Source organism: Cyanobium gracile UHCC 0139 (assembly GCF_034931325.1).
In the GTDB taxonomy this organism is placed as follows: Bacteria; Cyanobacteriota; Cyanobacteriia; order PCC-6307; family Cyanobiaceae; genus Cyanobium; species Cyanobium gracile_B.
On the sequence record NZ_JAYGHX010000002.1, the window covers coordinates 368,393 to 384,210 of the forward strand.

The 15,818-nt window shown below is 69.0% G+C and carries 17 protein-coding genes; 11 read left to right on the forward strand and 6 right to left on the reverse strand.

Features of this window, described 5'->3' with window-relative positions; genetic code table 11:
• Positions 1-10: 10 nt before the first annotated feature.
• Positions 11-580 carry a peroxiredoxin gene (locus tag VB738_RS05100; protein ID WP_323304719.1) on the forward strand — a complete coding sequence of 190 codons (570 nt, stop codon included), beginning with the start codon at positions 11-13 and terminating at the stop codon, positions 578-580.
• Positions 581-621: 41 nt separating this feature from the next.
• Here the strand turns inward: VB738_RS05100 and csaB are convergent, their stop codons facing one another.
• A complete protein-coding gene (gene csaB, locus VB738_RS05105; protein WP_323304720.1) occupies positions 622-1,653 on the reverse strand; it encodes a polysaccharide pyruvyl transferase CsaB in 1,032 nt (343 codons plus the stop codon).
• 55 nt (positions 1,654-1,708) lie between these two features.
• Between csaB and VB738_RS05110 the strand changes: the two genes are divergently transcribed.
• The 3 genes from VB738_RS05110 to psaK are packed head-to-tail and all read left to right on the forward strand — an operon-like array spanning position 1,709 to position 2,707.
• Positions 1,709-2,026, forward strand: a complete 318-nt coding sequence (locus VB738_RS05110) for a DUF2499 domain-containing protein (RefSeq protein WP_323304721.1) — start codon at positions 1,709-1,711, stop codon at positions 2,024-2,026.
• Positions 2,023-2,394, forward strand: a complete 372-nt coding sequence (locus tag VB738_RS05115) for a DUF3593 domain-containing protein (protein ID WP_323304722.1) — start codon at positions 2,023-2,025, stop codon at positions 2,392-2,394. The genes VB738_RS05110 and VB738_RS05115 overlap by 4 nt, the downstream gene beginning before the upstream one ends.
• Positions 2,395-2,449: 55 nt before the next feature.
• A complete protein-coding gene (gene psaK / locus VB738_RS05120; RefSeq protein WP_323243051.1) occupies positions 2,450-2,707 on the forward strand; it encodes a photosystem I reaction center subunit PsaK in 258 nt (85 codons plus the stop codon).
• A 34-nt stretch (positions 2,708-2,741) separates the two neighbouring features.
• Here the strand turns inward: psaK and VB738_RS05125 are convergent, their stop codons facing one another.
• Together VB738_RS05125 and dxs are read right to left on the reverse strand one after the other, a co-directional pair.
• Positions 2,742-4,007, reverse strand: coding sequence for an NAD(P)/FAD-dependent oxidoreductase (locus VB738_RS05125; protein WP_323304723.1), 1,266 nt, complete (start codon positions 4,005-4,007; stop codon positions 2,742-2,744).
• Positions 3,997-5,916 carry a 1-deoxy-D-xylulose-5-phosphate synthase gene (gene dxs, locus VB738_RS05130; RefSeq protein ID WP_323304724.1) on the reverse strand — a complete coding sequence of 640 codons (1,920 nt, stop codon included), beginning with the start codon at positions 5,914-5,916 and terminating at the stop codon, positions 3,997-3,999. The genes VB738_RS05125 and dxs overlap by 11 nt, the downstream gene beginning before the upstream one ends.
• Before the next feature lie 96 nt (positions 5,917-6,012).
• On the opposite strand from dxs, the gene ilvA reads away from it, so the two are divergent.
• The 3 genes from ilvA to VB738_RS05145 are packed head-to-tail and all read left to right on the forward strand — an operon-like array spanning position 6,013 to position 8,621.
• On the forward strand, positions 6,013-7,623 hold the full coding sequence (ilvA, locus tag VB738_RS05135) for a threonine ammonia-lyase, biosynthetic (RefSeq protein WP_323304725.1): 1,611 nt from the start codon (positions 6,013-6,015) through the stop codon (positions 7,621-7,623).
• A 41-nt stretch (positions 7,624-7,664) separates the two neighbouring features.
• Positions 7,665-8,279: an SMC-Scp complex subunit ScpB gene (scpB, locus tag VB738_RS05140; RefSeq protein ID WP_323304726.1), complete on the forward strand. Its 615-nt coding sequence runs from the start codon at positions 7,665-7,667 to the stop codon at positions 8,277-8,279.
• Positions 8,280-8,330: 51 nt separating this feature from the next.
• Positions 8,331-8,621, forward strand: coding sequence for a YggT family protein (locus VB738_RS05145; RefSeq protein WP_323304727.1), 291 nt, complete (start codon positions 8,331-8,333; stop codon positions 8,619-8,621).
• Here the strand turns inward: VB738_RS05145 and VB738_RS05150 are convergent.
• The gene (locus VB738_RS05150) at positions 8,615-9,070 is read right to left on the reverse strand and encodes a hypothetical protein (protein WP_323304907.1); all 456 of its coding nucleotides are present in this window, start codon (positions 9,068-9,070) and stop codon (positions 8,615-8,617) included. The genes VB738_RS05145 and VB738_RS05150 overlap by 7 nt on opposite strands.
• 92 nt (positions 9,071-9,162) lie before the next feature.
• Complete coding sequence (locus VB738_RS05155; protein WP_323304728.1) at positions 9,163-9,492, reverse strand: nucleoside triphosphate pyrophosphohydrolase family protein; 330 nt, start codon at positions 9,490-9,492, stop codon at positions 9,163-9,165.
• Between the two features lie 59 nt (positions 9,493-9,551).
• Here VB738_RS05155 and pyk point away from each other — a divergent pair, with 59 nt between their 5' ends.
• The 4 genes from pyk to ftsH all read left to right on the forward strand — a co-directional run bounded on the left by pyk (position 9,552) and on the right by ftsH (position 15,135).
• Entirely contained in the window at positions 9,552-11,336 is a 1,785-nt protein-coding gene (pyk, locus tag VB738_RS05160; RefSeq protein WP_323304729.1) for a pyruvate kinase, read from the forward strand.
• Between the two features lie 27 nt (positions 11,337-11,363).
• Positions 11,364-12,593, forward strand: a complete 1,230-nt coding sequence (locus VB738_RS05165; RefSeq protein ID WP_323304730.1) for an ABC transporter permease — start codon at positions 11,364-11,366, stop codon at positions 12,591-12,593.
• A 178-nt stretch (positions 12,594-12,771) separates the two neighbouring features.
• Positions 12,772-13,080 (forward strand): DUF1830 domain-containing protein, encoded by a 309-nt coding sequence (locus VB738_RS05170; RefSeq protein ID WP_323243059.1) that lies wholly within the window; start codon positions 12,772-12,774, stop codon positions 13,078-13,080.
• 75 nt (positions 13,081-13,155) lie between these two features.
• A complete protein-coding gene (gene ftsH / locus VB738_RS05175; protein WP_323304731.1) occupies positions 13,156-15,135 on the forward strand; it encodes an ATP-dependent zinc metalloprotease FtsH in 1,980 nt (659 codons plus the stop codon).
• A 66-nt stretch (positions 15,136-15,201) separates the two neighbouring features.
• Here the strand turns inward: ftsH and clpP are convergent, their stop codons facing one another.
• A complete protein-coding gene (gene clpP / locus VB738_RS05180; protein ID WP_015108279.1) occupies positions 15,202-15,792 on the reverse strand; it encodes an ATP-dependent Clp endopeptidase proteolytic subunit ClpP in 591 nt (196 codons plus the stop codon).
• Positions 15,793-15,818: the final 26 nt, after the last annotated feature.

Consider the following 15,818-nt stretch of genomic DNA (forward strand, 5'->3'; position numbering starts at 1 on the left):
AAGCCTGGCTGTGAACCGTCGCACGTTTCTGGGGGGTTCCCTACTGGCCGCCCTCAGCCTGCTGGTCCGTCCGGGCCGAGCTAGTGCAATGGGCGGCACCCCCCCGGAGATCGGCCAGTCAGCCCCCGCCTTCGACCTCGATGGGGTCGCCCCGTCTGCGGACGGCACAGTCGTGCCGACGCACCTGGGCCAGGCGGACTTCCGGGGCCGCTGGCTGGCCCTGTACTTCTATCCCAAGGACTTCACCAGCGGCTGCACCCTCGAAGCCCGGGGCTTTCAGAGGGATCTCGCTGCATTTCACGCTCGCAACGCCGAGGTGGTCGGGGTGAGTGCCGACGACCCGGAGGCCCACCTGTCGTTCTGCGGCAGCGAGGGTCTGGCCTACCCGCTGCTCTCGGATCCGGGCGGGGTCATCAGCCGTCGCTACGGTTCCTGGCTGCCGCCCTTTTCGGCGCGTCACACGTTTCTGATCGATCCGGACGGGGTGCTGCGGGCCAGCTGGGTGGCGGTGCGACCGTCCGGCCACAGCCAGGAGGTGCTCAACGAGCTGGTCCGCCTGCAGGGGGAGACGACGGCCTGAGCCGTCACCCCACCATCCGGGCCACCGGATGGGTGCAGGCTTCAGCCCTTCAGGCTGTCCAGCACCACCCGGTGCACCTGGCTCTCCTGCCGCAGGGCGGCGATGCCGGCCGGATCCGGTGGCTGGTCGAGCACGGCGGCCCAGCTGTCCTGGAGGTCTGGGGGCGGCGCGACGTCGAGACCCTGGCAGGGGCAGCCGATGCCGGCCGCCGCGGCGGCCACCTTGGGGTCGTAGCTGAGGGCGGCGCAGGGGCTGCCCCCCAGGGCCGCCAGGATCAGCCCGTGCAGCCGCATGGCCAGCACCAGGCCCGCCTGGGCGAACGCGTCCATGGCCTCCTGCGGTGTCGCGACCGCCAGCTCCCGGCTGCGGGCGGCGAGGGGCGGCCCCACCAGACCCTGCCGGCTGAGGTCGGCCAGCAGCCCCCGGTCCTGGTCCTGGTGGAAGGGCAGCCAGAGCACCTCCCGCTCGGCCGCCACCGCCAGACCTTCGAGGGCCTCCAGGTAGGGGCGCCAGGTGTCGGCATCCAGCTGGCGCACCGGCCGGAAGCAGACCACGATCGGCCCGCCCCTGCCGTCCCAGGCCCGGGCGGGCAGTGCCCAGACCGGATCGCTGCCGACGCGGGCCCCCACCCCCCAGGCCTTCGCCTGCGCTGCAGAAGCCGGATCCCGCCAGCTGATCGCCGTGGCCAGGGGCAGCAGCCCCCGCACCAGCAGGCGGCTGCGGCGACGCCGCAGGGGCCCCAGGCCCTGGCCCCAGAGCAGGACGGACTTGCCCCGGGTCCGGGCCGCCAGCATCAGAGCGCCGTAGTAGAGGAGGCTGCGAAAGCTGGTGGCGTCCTGCAGCAGGCTGCCGCCGCCGAGCACCAGGGCGTTGCAGCGGCCCAGGGCGGCCAACACGTCCTTCAGCCGGCGGCGGTCGGTGGTCTCCACCCCGAAACGCTCTCGCACCAGGGCCTGGTCGTGGGCCGTGACCAGGGGACGGCAACCCACCGGCAACTGGCCCAGCAGCACCTCCAGCAGGGCATCGTCGCCGAGGTTGTGCTCTCCGTAATACCCGCAGATCAGAGCACGCATCCGACGCAGCGGCGGTTCCGGCTCCGTACATTACGGATCGCACCAGGCCCCGCCCATGCACGCGCTGTCGCTGCCCACCTGGTGGATCCACATCACCTCGGTGCTGGAGTGGATCCTGGCGATCCTGGCCGTGCAGGCCTTCGGCCTGCGGCGGGGGGAAGGGGGCTGGCGCTGGCTGGCCCTGGCGATGGTGCCGGCCCTGGTGAGCGCGATGGCCGCCTGCACCTGGCATCTGTTCGACAACAGCGAGGCCCTCAAGGGCCTGGTGGTGCTGCAGGCCGGCCTCACCGCCCTTGGCAACGGGGCGATGGCCATGGCCGCCTGGAACCTGCTGCGCCGGCAGCGGCTCTCCCCGGAGGACGAACCCTCGTGACCCTGCCTCTGGCGGCCTGGTTCCAGGGCCTCGGCGCCATCGATCCGGCCCCGTTCTTCGTGCTCTCCCTGTTCCCCTACCTGGCCTTCCTTTGGTGGGCCCGCCAGGTGCGGGCCTTCCCACGGCTGGCGCTGCGGGGATTCCAGCTGACGCTCCTGTTCGTGGCGGTCACGATCGTCGCCGCGGTGGTGGCCCAGCAGGTCTACGGCCGGCAGCTGGCGGACGTCGATCCCCTGCACGGCGGTGCCGAAGCCTTCCTGACCCTCAGCAACCTGGTGGTGCTGCTGGGGTTCCGGCTGCTGCCTTCGCCAGCCCCGCAGAAAGGTCCGGTGGCGGGCTCAGGCGCACCCCAGGTGAACAAGTCTTAAGGGGTCGGGGCACAGGTCGCCCTGACCCGGAAGATGGGGCGTCGCCACGTGCATCATGATCGCTCCTCTCCTGGCCATGGCTCCCGCTTCGATCAGCTGGTCCCCGAAGGTGGCCCTGGTCATGATCGTCTGCAACGTCATCGCCATCGCCATCGGCAAGGCCACCATCCAGCAGCAGAAGGTCGGCCTCAAGCTGCCCAGCGACAACTTCTTCGGCGGCTTCAGCCACGGCGCCATGCTCGGCACCACCAGCCTGGGCCACATCCTGGGCATGGGCGCGATCCTGGGCCTGGCCTCCCGCGGCGTGCTCTGAGGTTCCAGCACAGGCTGGCGTTGAAGTTCAAAGCTCAGCGCCAGCCGAGCAGGTACGGCATGGCCCGCAGGCCGTAGCGCTCGAACCGATAACCGAACAGCAGGGCCGAGAGATCCTCCGCCCTGCGGCTCTCCAGCCCCCGCAGCACCTGGTCCAGCCGGTCATCGGCCCCGGGCCGGTGCAGCCCCAGCCAGGTGCGCCGGGCCAGACGTCCGCTCAGCGACCAGCGCCACCCCAGGGCACGGCGCAACTGGGGCGCATAGTCCCGCATTGCGCGTTCCGGCTGCTGTTCCGAGGAGGAACGGCCTGGGGCAGCCAGGGCCTGCTGCAGCAGGGGCGCCAGCACGGCACTGCTGGTCAGGGCGTGACGGATCCCTTCACCGCCCAGCAGGTTGGCGGTGCTGACCGCATCCCCCAGCCCCACCAGGCGCCCCCGCTGGTGGGGCTCCCGGCGCCGGATCGTGCTGCGCACCAGGCCGCCATGGCGGTCGAGCACCTCGAAGGGTTCACGGCCTGCCCCGCCGGCCGCCTCGCCGCCCGCCAGGAGCCGGCGTCCCAGGTCGGCGATCAGCCCGCCCAGTGGTGGCTGGCGCCGCTGGCCATCCACCAGCCGGCAGACGCCGAGCTTCAGCACACCAGGCTGCATCGGGAAGATCCAGCCGTAGCCCTGGGGCACCCAGTCGCTGCCCAGGCAGAAGCTGAGCCGGTCGGCCCAGCGCTCCCAGCAGGCGGGGGACACCCGCAGCAGCCATTCCAGGCCGGCAGCCCGCACCAGCCCATCGCGCCGGCGGTCCGTCACCGGCGGATCCCCCAGCAGGGCCCGCTCGTGGCCGCTGGCATCCACGGTCCAGTCGCTGCAGACCCGCAGCGTGCTGCCATCGGAGCGGCGCAGATGGGTCACCATCCGCTTTCCCTCCTGGCGACTGGAGCAGGCGTGCAGGCCCAGTCGCACCCGAGCGCCCCAGCGCTGGCACTGGTCGGCCTGCCAGCGGCGCAGGGCACCGAAATCCAACACCACCCCGAGGGGGTGCGGCGAGGCCCAGCAGCGGGTGGCAGCCCCGGGTCCGATCAGCTGCCATTCCCGCCAGCGGCTGCCCACCACCTCCGCCGGCAGGCCCAGGCTGGTCATGGTCTCGATCGGCAGGGCGGCGCTGCTGAAGGCGGATCGGGTCAGGTCGTCGAGGCGGTCGACCAGCACCACATCCACCCCCTGGAGGGCCAGACGCCGGGCCAGGTCCCCGCCGGCCGGTCCGGCCCCCACCACCAGCACCTGGCAGTGGAGGGACGACTCAGACGGCAAGGGCGGTGGGAACGGTGGCGCGGAAGACGGGCCCGAAGCGCTCGAGGATGCGTTCGGCCATCTGGGAGGGGGTCAGCCCCAGCCTTTCCTTGCTCTGGTCGGGGCTGGCGTGGTCCACCAGGACATCGGGGATGCCGAGGCGCAGCACCGGCACGGGCAGATCGTGGTCGTTGAGGGATTCCACCACCGCGGCACCGAAGCCACCGGGCAGGGCCCCCTCCTCCATCGTCACGACCCGGCCGATGCGGCGGGCCAGGGGCAGGATCAGGGCCTCGTCGAGGGGCCGCAGGAAGCGGGCATTGACCACCGCCGCCCGCAGACCCTTCTCCTGCAGCAGGCCGGCGGTGGCCATGGCTGGCGCCACCATGGCGCCGTAGGCCACGATCAGCAGGTCGTCGCCATCGGTGAGCAGCTCACCGCGGCCGATCTCCAGGGGCTGCCAGCCCTCGTCCATCAGCGGTACGCCTTCCCCTTCGCCGCGGGGGATGCGGATGGCGCAGGGGCCGTCGTGGGCGATCGAGGTGACGAGCATGCGTTGCAGTTCGGCCTCGTCCTTGGGAGCCATCACCGTGAAATTGGGCACAGCCCGCAGGTAGCTGATGTCGTACTGGCCCTGGTGGGTGGGGCCGTCGGCGCCGACGATGCCCGCCCGGTCGAGCACGAAGGTGACGGGCAGCTTCTGGATGCCCACATCGTGGATGAGCTGGTCGTAGGCCCGCTGCAGGAAGGTGCTGTAGATCGCCACCACCGGCCGCAGGCCCTCACAGGCCATGCCCGCCGCCATGGTGACGGCGTGCTGCTCGGCGATGCCCACATCGAAGTACTGCTGCGGCAGAGCCTTCTCCAGCAGATCCAGCCCCGTTCCGGTGGCCATGGCGGCGGTGATGCCCACCACCCGGGAATCCTGCTCGCAGATCTTGACCAGCGTCTGGCCGAACACCTTGCTCCAGCTGGGGGGCTTGGGCTTGCTGGAGGGGTAGGCCTTACCTGTGGCCAGGTCGAAGGCCGACTGGGCGTGGTAGCCGACCTGGTCGGCCTCGGCGTAGGGGTAGCCCTTGCCCTTGGTGGTGGCCACGTGCACCAGCACCGGGCCTTCGCAGCGGTGGGCGGCCTGGAAGGTGCGCACCATCTCGGGGATGTCGTGGCCGTCGATCGGGCCCACGTAGGTGAAGCCCAGCTCCTCGAACACGGCCCCCACCTTGGGCACCGCCAGCCGCTTCATGCTTTCCTTGAGCGTCTTGAGCTCGGTGGGCAGCTCCCCATGCAGGAAGGGCAGGTGCTTCACCGCCTCCTCGGCGCTGCCGGAGAGGAACTGCACCGGCTTGCTGAGCCGCATGCGATTCAGGTGGGTGGAGAGGGCCCCCACCGGCGGTGAGATCGACATGTCGTTGTCGTTCAGCACCACCAGGAGCTTGGTGCGCGGCAGGTGGCCCGCATGGTTGATCGCCTCGAGGGCCATGCCGCCGGTGAGGGCTCCGTCACCGATCACGGCGACGCATTTGAAGTCCTCACCGCGTCGGTCGCGGGCCAGGGCCATGCCCAGGGCGGCCGAGATGCTGGTCGAGGCGTGGCCGGCGCCGAAGTGGTCGAAGCGGCTCTCGCTGCGTTTGAGGTATCCCGCCACGCCGCCCTGCTGACGCAGGGTGTGGAAATCCTTGTAACGGCCCGTCACCAGCTTGTGGGGATAGGCCTGGTGGCCCACATCCCAGACCACCCGGTCGTGCTCCAGGTCGAGGGTCTGGTAGAGGGCGAGGGTGAGTTCGACGACCCCCAGGCCCGGACCCAGGTGACCGCCGCTGGTGGCCACCACCTCCAGATGCTTCTCGCGGATCTGGCGAGCCATGGCCTCGAGTTCAGCGGTGCTCAGGCCGTGCAGCTGATTCGGATGGCTCAGCTCGCTCAGATGCATGCCCTTCCTTGCTTCCAGGTGGCCAATCTACGGGGTTCGCTCCGACACACGGCGACGGACGCCACCGTTCAGGGGTCGGGTTGCGACACTGGAGCGATGACCACGGCTGCCGACGACGACGCCTTCCCCGGGGCGACCGCCTACCTGCAACGGATCCTGCGGGCTCGGGTGTATGACGTGGCGATCGAGTCCCCCCTCGATCCCGCCCCCAACCTCTCCCGCCGGCTCCACAACCAGGTGCTGCTCAAACGGGAGGATCTGCAGCCCGTGTTCAGCTTCAAGCTCCGCGGGGCCTACAACAAGATGGTTGGCCTGGAGCGCTCCGAGCTCGACCGGGGGGTGATCGCCGCCAGCGCCGGCAATCACGCCCAGGGGGTGGCCCTGGCGGCCCAGCAGCTGGGTTGCACCGCCGTGATCGTGATGCCGGTGACGACACCGGAGATGAAGGTGCGCTCCGTGGCGGCCCGGGGGGCCGAGGTGGTGCTCCACGGCGACACCTACGACGAGGCCTGTGAGGAAGCGCACCGCCTGCAGCGCCAGCGGGGCCTCACCTTCATCCATCCCTTCGACGATCCGGACGTGATCGCCGGCCAGGGCACGATCGCCCTGGAGATCCTGCGTCAGTGCTCCGATCCCCCCGATGCCATCTACGTGGCGGTGGGCGGCGGCGGCCTGATCGCGGGGATCGGCGCCTACGTCAAGAGTCTCTGGCCCCGGGTGGAGGTGATCGGGGTCGAGCCGAGCGATGCCGACGCCATGACCCGCTCGCTGGCGGCGGGGGAGCGGGTGCGGCTGGATCAGGTGGGCCTGTTCGCCGACGGGGTGGCCGTGCGTCAGGTGGGCCAACACACCTTCGCCCTGGCCCAGCGTTGCGTCGACCGCATGGTCACGGTGGACACCGACGAGATCTGCGCTGCCATCAAGGACGTCTTCGAGGACACCCGCTCGATCCTGGAACCGGCCGGCGCCCTCTCGGTGGCCGGGATGAAGAAGGACGTGGCCCAGCGGCAGCTCCGGGGCCGCACCCTGGTGGCGGTGGCCTGCGGCGCCAACATGAACTTCGACCGGCTGGCCTTCGTGGCCGAGCGGGCCGAACTGGGCGAGGAGCGCGAAGCCCTGCTGGCGGTGGAGATCCCGGAGAAGCCCGGCAGCCTGGCCCGGTTCTGCGCCGTCCTGGGCCAGCGCAGCCTCACCGAGTTCAGCTACCGGCTCGCCGACCCCCAGCTGGCCCACATCTTCGTGGGGGTGCAGATCAGCGGCCACCAGGACACCCGCCAGCTGATGGATGCCCTCGAATCCCAGGGTTTTCCCTGCCTCGATCTGAGCGGTGACGAACTGGCCAAGCTCCACCTCTGCCACATGGTGGGCGGCCGGCTGCCGGCCAGTGCGGGGGCGGCCCTGAACCAGGGGGAGGAGCGGCTGTATCGGTTCGTGTTCCCGGAGCGTCCCGGGGCCCTGATGGCCTTCGTGAACGCCTTGCATCCCAACTGGAACATCAGCATCTTCCACTACCGCAACCACGGCGCCGACGTGGGCCGCATCGTGGTCGGGGTGCAGGTGCCCCCGGGGGAGCTGGAGGCCTGGCAGGCCTTCCTCGCCGACCTCCCCTACCAGCACTGGGAGGAGACCGGCAATCCGGCCTACCGGCTGTTCCTGGGTGAGGTGGGACCCAGCCTGCCCAGACCGGGCGGGCTGGTGGGGGTCTGAGGCCTGCGATACGTTGCCGCCACGCCGTGCCGGCCGTCCCCATGGCTGAAGCCGATCCACTGCCTCCTGAAGGCGAGCCCCCCGAAGGCGAGCGCTCGGTGGCGGCCACTCCGGGGCTGTCCCTGCCAGCCAGGCTCGAAGCGATTCTCTATCTGAAGGGCCGTCCCCTGGAGCTGGGCGAACTGGCCGCCATCGCCGGCATCGACCGGGACGAGACCGAGCTGGCCCTGATCACCCTGATGGCCGACTACGCCCACCGTGACACCGCCCTGGAGATCCACCAGGAGGGCCAGCACTACGCTCTGCAGCTGCGGGCCGGCCTGGGGGATCTGGTCCAGAATCTGCTGCCGGTGGACCTCTCGGTCGCCGCCCTGCGGACCCTGGCCACCATCGCCCTCAAGAAGCGCCTGCTGCAGTCGGAGCTGGTGGAGCTGCGCGGCTCGGGGGCCTACGACCACATCAGGGAGCTGCTGGCCCAGGACTTCATCGAACGCCGCCGCCAGAGCGACGGCCGCTCCTACTGGCTGAGCCTGAGCGAGAAGTTCCACCGCACCTTCTCGCTCAAGGCGGACGATCTGGCCGCCCTGGGCTCCCGCCTGGCGGCCGCCGAGCCGGCCGGAATCCCGTCGCTTCCCGACGAGGAAGCGGATCCATAGAGTTGGCCCAACAGCTGGCGCAAGCCTGCGGCTCCTCCCACGACCCCATCCATGAGCATCTTCGTCTTCCTGCTCCAGGTGCTGGCCCAGACCCTCAGCATCTACCTCCTCGTGCTGCTGGTCCGGGTGCTGCTGAGCTGGTTCCCCAACCTCGACTGGAGCAACCCGCTGCTCTCCAGCGTCAGCGCCATCACCGACCCCTATCTCAACGCCTTCCGCGGGCTGATTCCGCCCCTCGGCGGTCTTGACCTCTCGGCCCTGGTGGCCTTCATCGCCCTGCAGCTGGCCCAGAGTCTGCTGGGGGCCTCCATCGCCACCCTCTCCGGCGGCCTGCCCTACTGAGGCTTCCCGGCCGGGGACGCCGCCAGGGCCTCCTCGAGTGGCAAGAGTTCGTCGTCCACCCCGGCCCGGGTGCGCACCGGGGCGCTGAAGCCCCGGGCCTTGACGCTGCGGGTGCCCAGGGGGCCGGGAGTGCCGGCCGGCACTGCCAGCCGCAGGGCAAAGCTGGAGCGGCCAGGGGGCACGTCACCGATCGAGCCCACCCGGCTGCGGTTGGGCAGCACCGGTTCGCCGCTGGCATCGAGGATCAGACCGAACACATCGGTGTCGACCACCGGCTTGGATCCCGGGTTGACCACCACCCCACGCAGGGCCCAGCAGGAAGCGCCGCTGGGGCGGGCCAGGGTCGGCTGGGTGCCCAGGTCATCGGCGGGGCAGGGTTCCAGCACCACCTCCGACACCTTCAGGTCAGTGGCGCCGGCCAGGGCGGGGGCGGCGAACAGCACAAGCATGACGAGCGACAGCCGCACCAGCAGCCGGCCTACAGCCACAGCCCGGTGGGCGGACCAGCCCCATGGTCCCGGAACGCCGGTCCTTGCCTGAGTCACCGCCGGTCGCCGCTCCCTGCGATCACGTTACGGTCCGCACGGTCGGCCAGCTTGGCCAGGTTGGCGGCCGCCACATCCTCCAGATCCAGTCCGAGCTCCGTGGCCAGCTGGGCCACGTACCAGAGCACGTCCCCCAGCTCCAGCCGCAGATCGTCGCGGACCTCGGGGCCGAACACCCCACCCCGGTCCCGTAGCACCTTCTTGACCTTGTCGGCCACCTCGCCGGCCTCGCCGCACAACCCCAGCGTGGGATAGAGGATGTTGGCGCCCAGGTCCGGGTAGCGCGCCGTCTCACGGGAGCGTTGCTGGTAGTCCTGAAAGTCCATTTCAAGCGCGCTCCGGGCAAGTCCGGATGGTAGTTTCCGCCCTTGTACAAGGTCGTCCAATGGCCCCTCACGATCTCATGCGTCGCACAAAGATCGTGGCCACGATCGGGCCCGCCACCGAGTCACCCGAGGTGCTGCGGCAGCTGATCGCCGCCGGCGCCACCACCTTCCGTCTCAACTTTTCCCACGGCGATCACAGCGATCACGCCGATCGGATCGCCACCATCCGCCAGGTGGCCCACGAACTGGGCGTCCACATCGGCATCCTCCAGGATCTGCAGGGTCCCAAGATCCGCCTGGGCCGCTTCCAGGCCGGCCCCATCACCCTGGCAAAGGGTGATCCCTTCGCGCTGACCTCCCGCGCCGTCAACTGCGACAACACGATCGCCACCGTCACCTACGACCGGCTGGCGGACGAGGTGACCAGCGGCAGCCGCATCCTGCTCGATGACGGTCGCGTCGAGATGGTGGTGGTGGAGGTGGACGGGCCCGGGCAAACCCTGAAGTGCCGGGTCACGGTGGGCGGGGTGCTCTCCAACAACAAGGGGGTCAACTTCCCCGACGTCCAGCTGTCGATCCGGGCCCTGACCCCCAAGGACCGGCGCGACCTGGCCTTCGGCCTGCAGCAGGGTGTCGACTGGGTCGCCCTCAGCTTCGTGCGCAACCCCTCCGACATGCTGGAGATCCGGGAGCTGATCCGCAGCCATGGCCACGACACGCCCGTGGTGGCCAAGATCGAGAAATTCGAGGCCATCGATGCCATCGACGCCATCCTTCCCCTCTGCGACGGGGTGATGGTGGCCCGGGGCGATCTGGGCGTGGAGATGCCCGCCGAGGAGGTGCCCCTGCTGCAGAAGGAGCTGATCCGCAAGGCCAACAGCCTCGGCATTCCGATCATCACGGCCACCCAGATGCTCGATTCCATGGCCTCCTGCCCCCGGCCCACCCGGGCCGAGGTGAGTGATGTGGCCAATGCCATCCTCGATGGCACCGACGCGGTGATGCTCTCCAACGAGACGGCCGTCGGTGACTACCCCGTCGAGGCGGTGGCCACCATGGACCAGATCGCCCGCCGCATCGAGCGCGACTACCCCCAACGGGTGCTGGACAGCCACATGGCCACCACCATTCCCAACGCGATCTGTCAGGCCGTGAGCAGCATCGCCCGCCAGCTCAACGCCGCGGCGATCCTGCCCCTCACCAAGACGGGCTCCACGGCCCGCAACGTCAGCAAGTTCCGCCCCAGCACCCCGATCCTGGCGATCACCTCCGATGTGACGGTGGCCCGCCAGCTGCAGCTGGTGTGGGGGGTCAATCCGCTGCTGATCCAGGACGAATCCAGCAGCAGCCGTACCTTCAGCGTCGCCATGGCCACGGCCCAGCAGCTGGGCCTCCTGGGCGCCGGTGATCTGGTCGTCCAGACCGCTGGCACCCTGGAGGGGGTGAGCGGCTCCACCGATCTGGTCAAGGTCGGCATCGTCTCCGCCGTCATGGGTCGTGGTGTCGGCATCGGCAGCGGCACCGTGAGCGGCAAGGTGCGGCTGGCCAATTCACCCGAGGACGCGGCCCGCTTGGAGGCCGGCGAGATCCTGGTGGTACGTGAGACCAGCGCCGCCTACCTGGAGGCGATCCGCAAGGCCCGCGGTGTGATCGCCGAGGAGGAGGGCCGCCAGAGCCACGCCGCCGTGATCGCCGAGCGTCTGGGCGTGCCGGTGATCGTCGGTGTGGCCAACGCCACCCTCGAACTGCGCATGGGCGAGGTGGTGACCCTCGAGATTCAGGAGGGCGTGGTGCACCGGGGTCCCCGCAGTGCCCACCCTTCGGCGGTGCCCTCGTTCCTCTAGAACCGAAGCCTCCCCGGCTGCGCCGCCATGGCCTCCAAGCTGCCCCTGAGCGAGACCGTGTCCATGGCGCTGCTGACGCTGCGCTCCAACCGTCTGCGCAGCCTGCTCACCATGCTCGGCATCGTGATCGGCAACGCCTCGGTCATCACGCTGGTGGGGGTTGGACGCGGGGCCCAGAACCTGGCGGAGAGCCAGCTCAGCACCCTCGGCGCCAACGTGCTGTTCGTGGTGCCCGGCAACAACGACACACGGCGCCAGGGGATCGAGATGCCGAGGACCCTGGTGCTGGAAGACGCCAAGGCGATCGCCGAGCAGGTGCCGAGCGTCAGCCGCGTCGCGCCGCAGATCACCCTCAACGAGGTGGCCCAGGCCGGCGGTTTCAGCTCTTCGGTCTCGGTCTCGGGGGTGACGCCGGAGTTCCTGCCAGTCCGCAGTTTCGAAGTGGCCCGGGGCCGCTTCATCGATCAGCGTGACGTGCAGGGCGCCCGCAACGTGGTGGTGATCGGGCCCGACCTGCAGGAGAAGCTCATGCCCACGGGGGAGGCCCTGGGCCGCCAGCTGCGCATCCGCGACAAGTCCTTCGAGGTGATCGGCATCCTGGAGCCGAAGGGGGCGGTGTTCGGCTCCAACCAGGACGAGAACGCCTACATCCCCCTCACCACGATGGTGAGCCAGCTGAGCGGGCGGGATCCCACCTTCGGCATCAGCCTCACCTTCATCAGCGTGGAAGCGAAGGATGAGGCGAGCACAGGGGCCGCCGCCTTCCAGATCACCAACCTGCTGCGCCAGCGTCACCGCATCCTGCGGGAGGACGACTTCGCCGTGCGCTCTCAGAAGGATGCGCTCACGATCGTGGGAACGATCACCGGCGGTCTCACCCTGATGCTCGGGGCCATCGGCGCCGTGTCCCTGCTGGTGGGCGGGATTGGCATCATGAACATCATGCTGGTATCGGTGAGTGAACGCACCGAGGAGATCGGCCTGCGCAAGGCCCTCGGAGCCCGCAGCAGCGACGTCCTGCTCCAGTTTCTGGTGGAATCCCTGGTGCTGGCCAGCCTCGGCGGGGTGATCGGCAGTGCCCTGGGCCTGGGCACCGTCGGTCTGGTGGCGGCGTTCACCCCCCTGCCGGCCACCATCGAGGCCGGCACCGTCATGCTGACGGTGGGGCTCTCCGGTTCGATCGGCCTGTTCTTCGGGGTCGTGCCAGCACGCCGGGCCGCCCGCCTGGATCCGATCGCGGCCCTCAGGAGCCTCTGAAGGGGGTGGGGCGCAGGACCAGTCCGAGTCGTGGGGATGGCCCGGCGGAGCCGGAAGCCCCGGAGCTAGTCCGTCCTGGGCCCAGGGAGAACAGAAGAAAAGATTAAGACTGGCAATCCGTCGCCTTCGTCACCGAATCCCCACAGCCGCAATGGCTTGATGGTATGGACGTCGCCGCATGAAGGTGTTGGATCAACTGGCCAGGACGGAACAGGTGGATTGCGGTTACCGGAACGGATCCGACCGCATGGTCATCCTGCGCTGCATCGGGCCGGAGCAGTTCTTCCTTGAGCGGGTCGTCTTTCCTTTCGAACTCCTGACCTTTCAGTGTCCGGACAGGAGCGAAGTGGAGATCTGGACACACGGCCTGGGCGGTCCGGAGCTGCTCGAATCGATCGAGGCCCGCGAACTGATCATGGAATCGGCCCCGGTGCCCGAGGCGGCCGCCGGCGGCATCGAGCTCAACCCCTGGCTCCAGGCCAGCTGAGCCGTCCGCGGCGGGGCCGCCACGCTCCCGGTTACGGGCCCTGCGCTCTTAAGGTTGTCCGAAAGCTTCACAACCATGAATCAGCGCTGGCGTGTCCTTGCCCTGTGGCTGTTACCGCTCGCCGTGGCCCTGTTCCTGGGCTGGCAACTGCTGAGTTCCGGGGGACGTCTGGCCCCCGCCGGCAGCGGCGGCGACACCACGGCTCCCCGCAATGCGGCGGTGGCCCGCATGAGCTACGGCCGCTTCCTCGATTACGTGGAGGCCGGACGCGTCACTGCCGTTGACATCTATGACGGGGGACGCACCGCCGTGATCGAGGCCGTGGATCCTGACCTCGACAACCGCGTCCAGCGCCTGCGGGTCGATCTCCCCGGAGTGGCTCCCGAGCTGATCAACAAGCTCAAGGATCAGGGCATCAGCTTCGATGTCCATCCGCCCAAGTCCACCCCGCCCGCCCTCGGTCTGCTGGGCAACCTGCTGTTCCCGCTGCTTCTGATCGGTTCACTGATCTTCCTGGCCAGGCGGTCCTCCGGCATGCCGGGGGGACCAGGTCAGGCCATGCAGTTCGGCAAGTCCAAGGCCCGCTTCGCCATGGAGGCGGAAACCGGCGTCAAGTTCGATGACGTGGCCGGGGTGGAGGAGGCCAAACAGGATCTCCAGGAAGTGGTCACCTTCCTCAAGACGCCCGAGCGCTTCACCTCGGTGGGGGCCAAGATCCCCCGCGGCGTGTTGCTGGTGGGCCCCCCGGGCACCGGCAAGACCCTGCTCGCCAAAGCGATCGCCGGGGAGGCCGGTGTTCCTTTCTTTTCTCTCTCCGGTTCGGAATTCGTCGAGATGTTCGTCGGGGTCGGTGCCAGCCGGGTCCGGGACCTCTTCAAGCGGGCCAAGGAAAACAGCCCCTGCCTGATCTTCATTGACGAGATCGACGCCGTCGGCCGTCAGCGTGGTGCCGGTATCGGCGGAGGCAACGACGAGCGGGAGCAGACCCTCAACCAGCTGCTCACCGAGATGGATGGCTTCGAGGGCAACAGCGGCATCATCATCATCGCCGCCACCAACCGCCCCGACGTTCTGGACTCGGCCCTGATGCGGCCCGGTCGCTTCGATCGCCAGGTGCAGGTCGACGCTCCCGACATCAAGGGACGCCTCTCGATCCTCAAGGTGCATAGCCGCAACAAGAAGCTGGCCGACGACGTCTCCCTCGAGATGATCGCCCGCCGCACCCCAGGCTTCACCGGCGCCGACCTGGCCAACCTGCTCAATGAGGCGGCGATCCTCACCGCCCGTCGGCGCAAGGAGGCCACCGGCCTGGCCGAGATCGACGACGCCGTCGACCGGATTATTGCCGGCATGGAAGGCAAACCCCTGACCGATGGCCGCAGCAAACGGCTGATTGCGTATCACGAAGTGGGCCATGCCCTGGTGGGCACCCTCGTGAAGCAGCACGATCCGGTCCAGAAGGTCACCCTGATCCCCCGGGGGCAGGCCCAGGGCCTCACCTGGTTCGCCCCCGACGAGGAACAGATGCTCGTCAGCCGTGCCCAGCTGCGGGCTCGCATCATGGGCGCCCTCGGTGGCCGTGCCGCTGAGGACGTGGTCTTCGGCCACTCCGAAGTGACCACCGGCGCCGGCGGCGATATCCAGCAGGTGGCGTCGATGGCCCGCCAGATGGTGACCCGCTTCGGCATGAGCGACCTGGGTCCGATGTCCCTGGAGGCCGGCAACCAGGAGGTGTTCCTGGGCCGCGACCTGATGACCCGCAGCGATGTCTCCGACGCCATCGCCCACAAGATCGATGAGGCTGTTCGCCAGATCGTCCAGAGCTGCTACGCCGACACCGTCAGGCTCGTGGCCGACCACCGTTCCTGCATGGACCGGCTGGTCGAGCTGCTGATCGAGAAGGAAAGTCTCGATGGTGACGAATTCCGCCTGATTGTCTCCGAGTTCGCCTCGATTCCCGACAAGGATCGCTTCTCCCCCCTGCTCACGGCCGCCGACCTGGCGGCAGCTCCCGCTCAGGGTGCCGCCGTGGCCGAAACCAGCGACGCTTCCTGAATGTCGGCTCTAGCGCCATGAAAAAAGGCCTGCTCCTGCAGGCCCTTTTTTGTCGGCGCCTGCAGCTCAGACGGGGCGAACGGGCCGCTTCTCGATCACCTTGTCGATCAGGCCATAGGCCATCGCTTCGGCCGGGGACATGAAGAAATCCCGGTCGGTGTCGATCTGGATCCGCTCGAGATCCTGCCCGGTCCGGCTGGCCAGTTCGCGGTTGAGCTTGTCCTTCAGATAGAGGATCTCATCGGCCTGGATGCGGATGTCGCTGGCCTGGCCCCGGGCTCCGCCGAGGGGCTGATGGATCATGATCCGGGAGTGGCTGAGGCTGCTGCGCTTGCCCTTGGCGCCGGCGCAGAGCAGAAAGGCACCCATGCTGGCCGCCAGGCCGACGCAGACGGTCTGCACGTCAGGCTTGATGTGCTGCATCGTGTCAAAGATGCCGAGGCCGTCGTAAACCGAACCGCCCGGGGAATTGACATAGAGGAAGATATCCTTCTCAGGATCTTCAGCCTCCAGAAACAGGAGCTGGGCCACGACTCGGTTGGCGGATTCCGCCGTCACCGGTTCGCCGAGAAAGATGATCCTCTCGCGCAGCAGGCGGGAATAGATGTCGAAGGCTCTTTCACCGCGACCCGACTCCTCGATGACGATCGGGATCATGGGCTCCAGACAGGCGATTGAAACGA

Bases quoted from the DNA above. Each gene is read 5' to 3' on its own strand.
- csaB (WP_323304720.1), bottom strand. From the start codon at position 1,653: ATGCGTGCTCTGATCTGCGGGTATTACGGAGAGCACAACCTCGGCGAC.
- VB738_RS05110 (WP_323304721.1), top strand. From the start codon at position 1,709: ATGCACGCGCTGTCGCTGCCCACCTGGTGGATCCACATCACCTCGGTG.
- psaK (WP_323243051.1), top strand. From the start codon at position 2,450: ATGATCGCTCCTCTCCTGGCCATGGCTCCCGCTTCGATCAGCTGGTCC.
- dxs (WP_323304724.1), bottom strand. From the start codon at position 5,916: ATGCATCTGAGCGAGCTGAGCCATCCGAATCAGCTGCACGGCCTGAGC.
- ilvA (WP_323304725.1), top strand. From the start codon at position 6,013: ATGACCACGGCTGCCGACGACGACGCCTTCCCCGGGGCGACCGCCTAC.
- scpB (WP_323304726.1), top strand. From the start codon at position 7,665: ATGGCTGAAGCCGATCCACTGCCTCCTGAAGGCGAGCCCCCCGAAGGC.
- VB738_RS05145 (WP_323304727.1), top strand. From the start codon at position 8,331: ATGAGCATCTTCGTCTTCCTGCTCCAGGTGCTGGCCCAGACCCTCAGC.
- VB738_RS05150 (WP_323304907.1), bottom strand. From the start codon at position 9,070: ATGCTTGTGCTGTTCGCCGCCCCCGCCCTGGCCGGCGCCACTGACCTG.
- VB738_RS05155 (WP_323304728.1), bottom strand. From the start codon at position 9,492: ATGGACTTTCAGGACTACCAGCAACGCTCCCGTGAGACGGCGCGCTAC.
- pyk (WP_323304729.1), top strand. From the start codon at position 9,552: ATGGCCCCTCACGATCTCATGCGTCGCACAAAGATCGTGGCCACGATC.
- VB738_RS05165 (WP_323304730.1), top strand. From the start codon at position 11,364: ATGGCCTCCAAGCTGCCCCTGAGCGAGACCGTGTCCATGGCGCTGCTG.
- VB738_RS05170 (WP_323243059.1), top strand. From the start codon at position 12,772: ATGAAGGTGTTGGATCAACTGGCCAGGACGGAACAGGTGGATTGCGGT.
- ftsH (WP_323304731.1), top strand. From the start codon at position 13,156: ATGAATCAGCGCTGGCGTGTCCTTGCCCTGTGGCTGTTACCGCTCGCC.
- clpP (WP_015108279.1), bottom strand. From the start codon at position 15,792: ATGATCCCGATCGTCATCGAGGAGTCGGGTCGCGGTGAAAGAGCCTTC.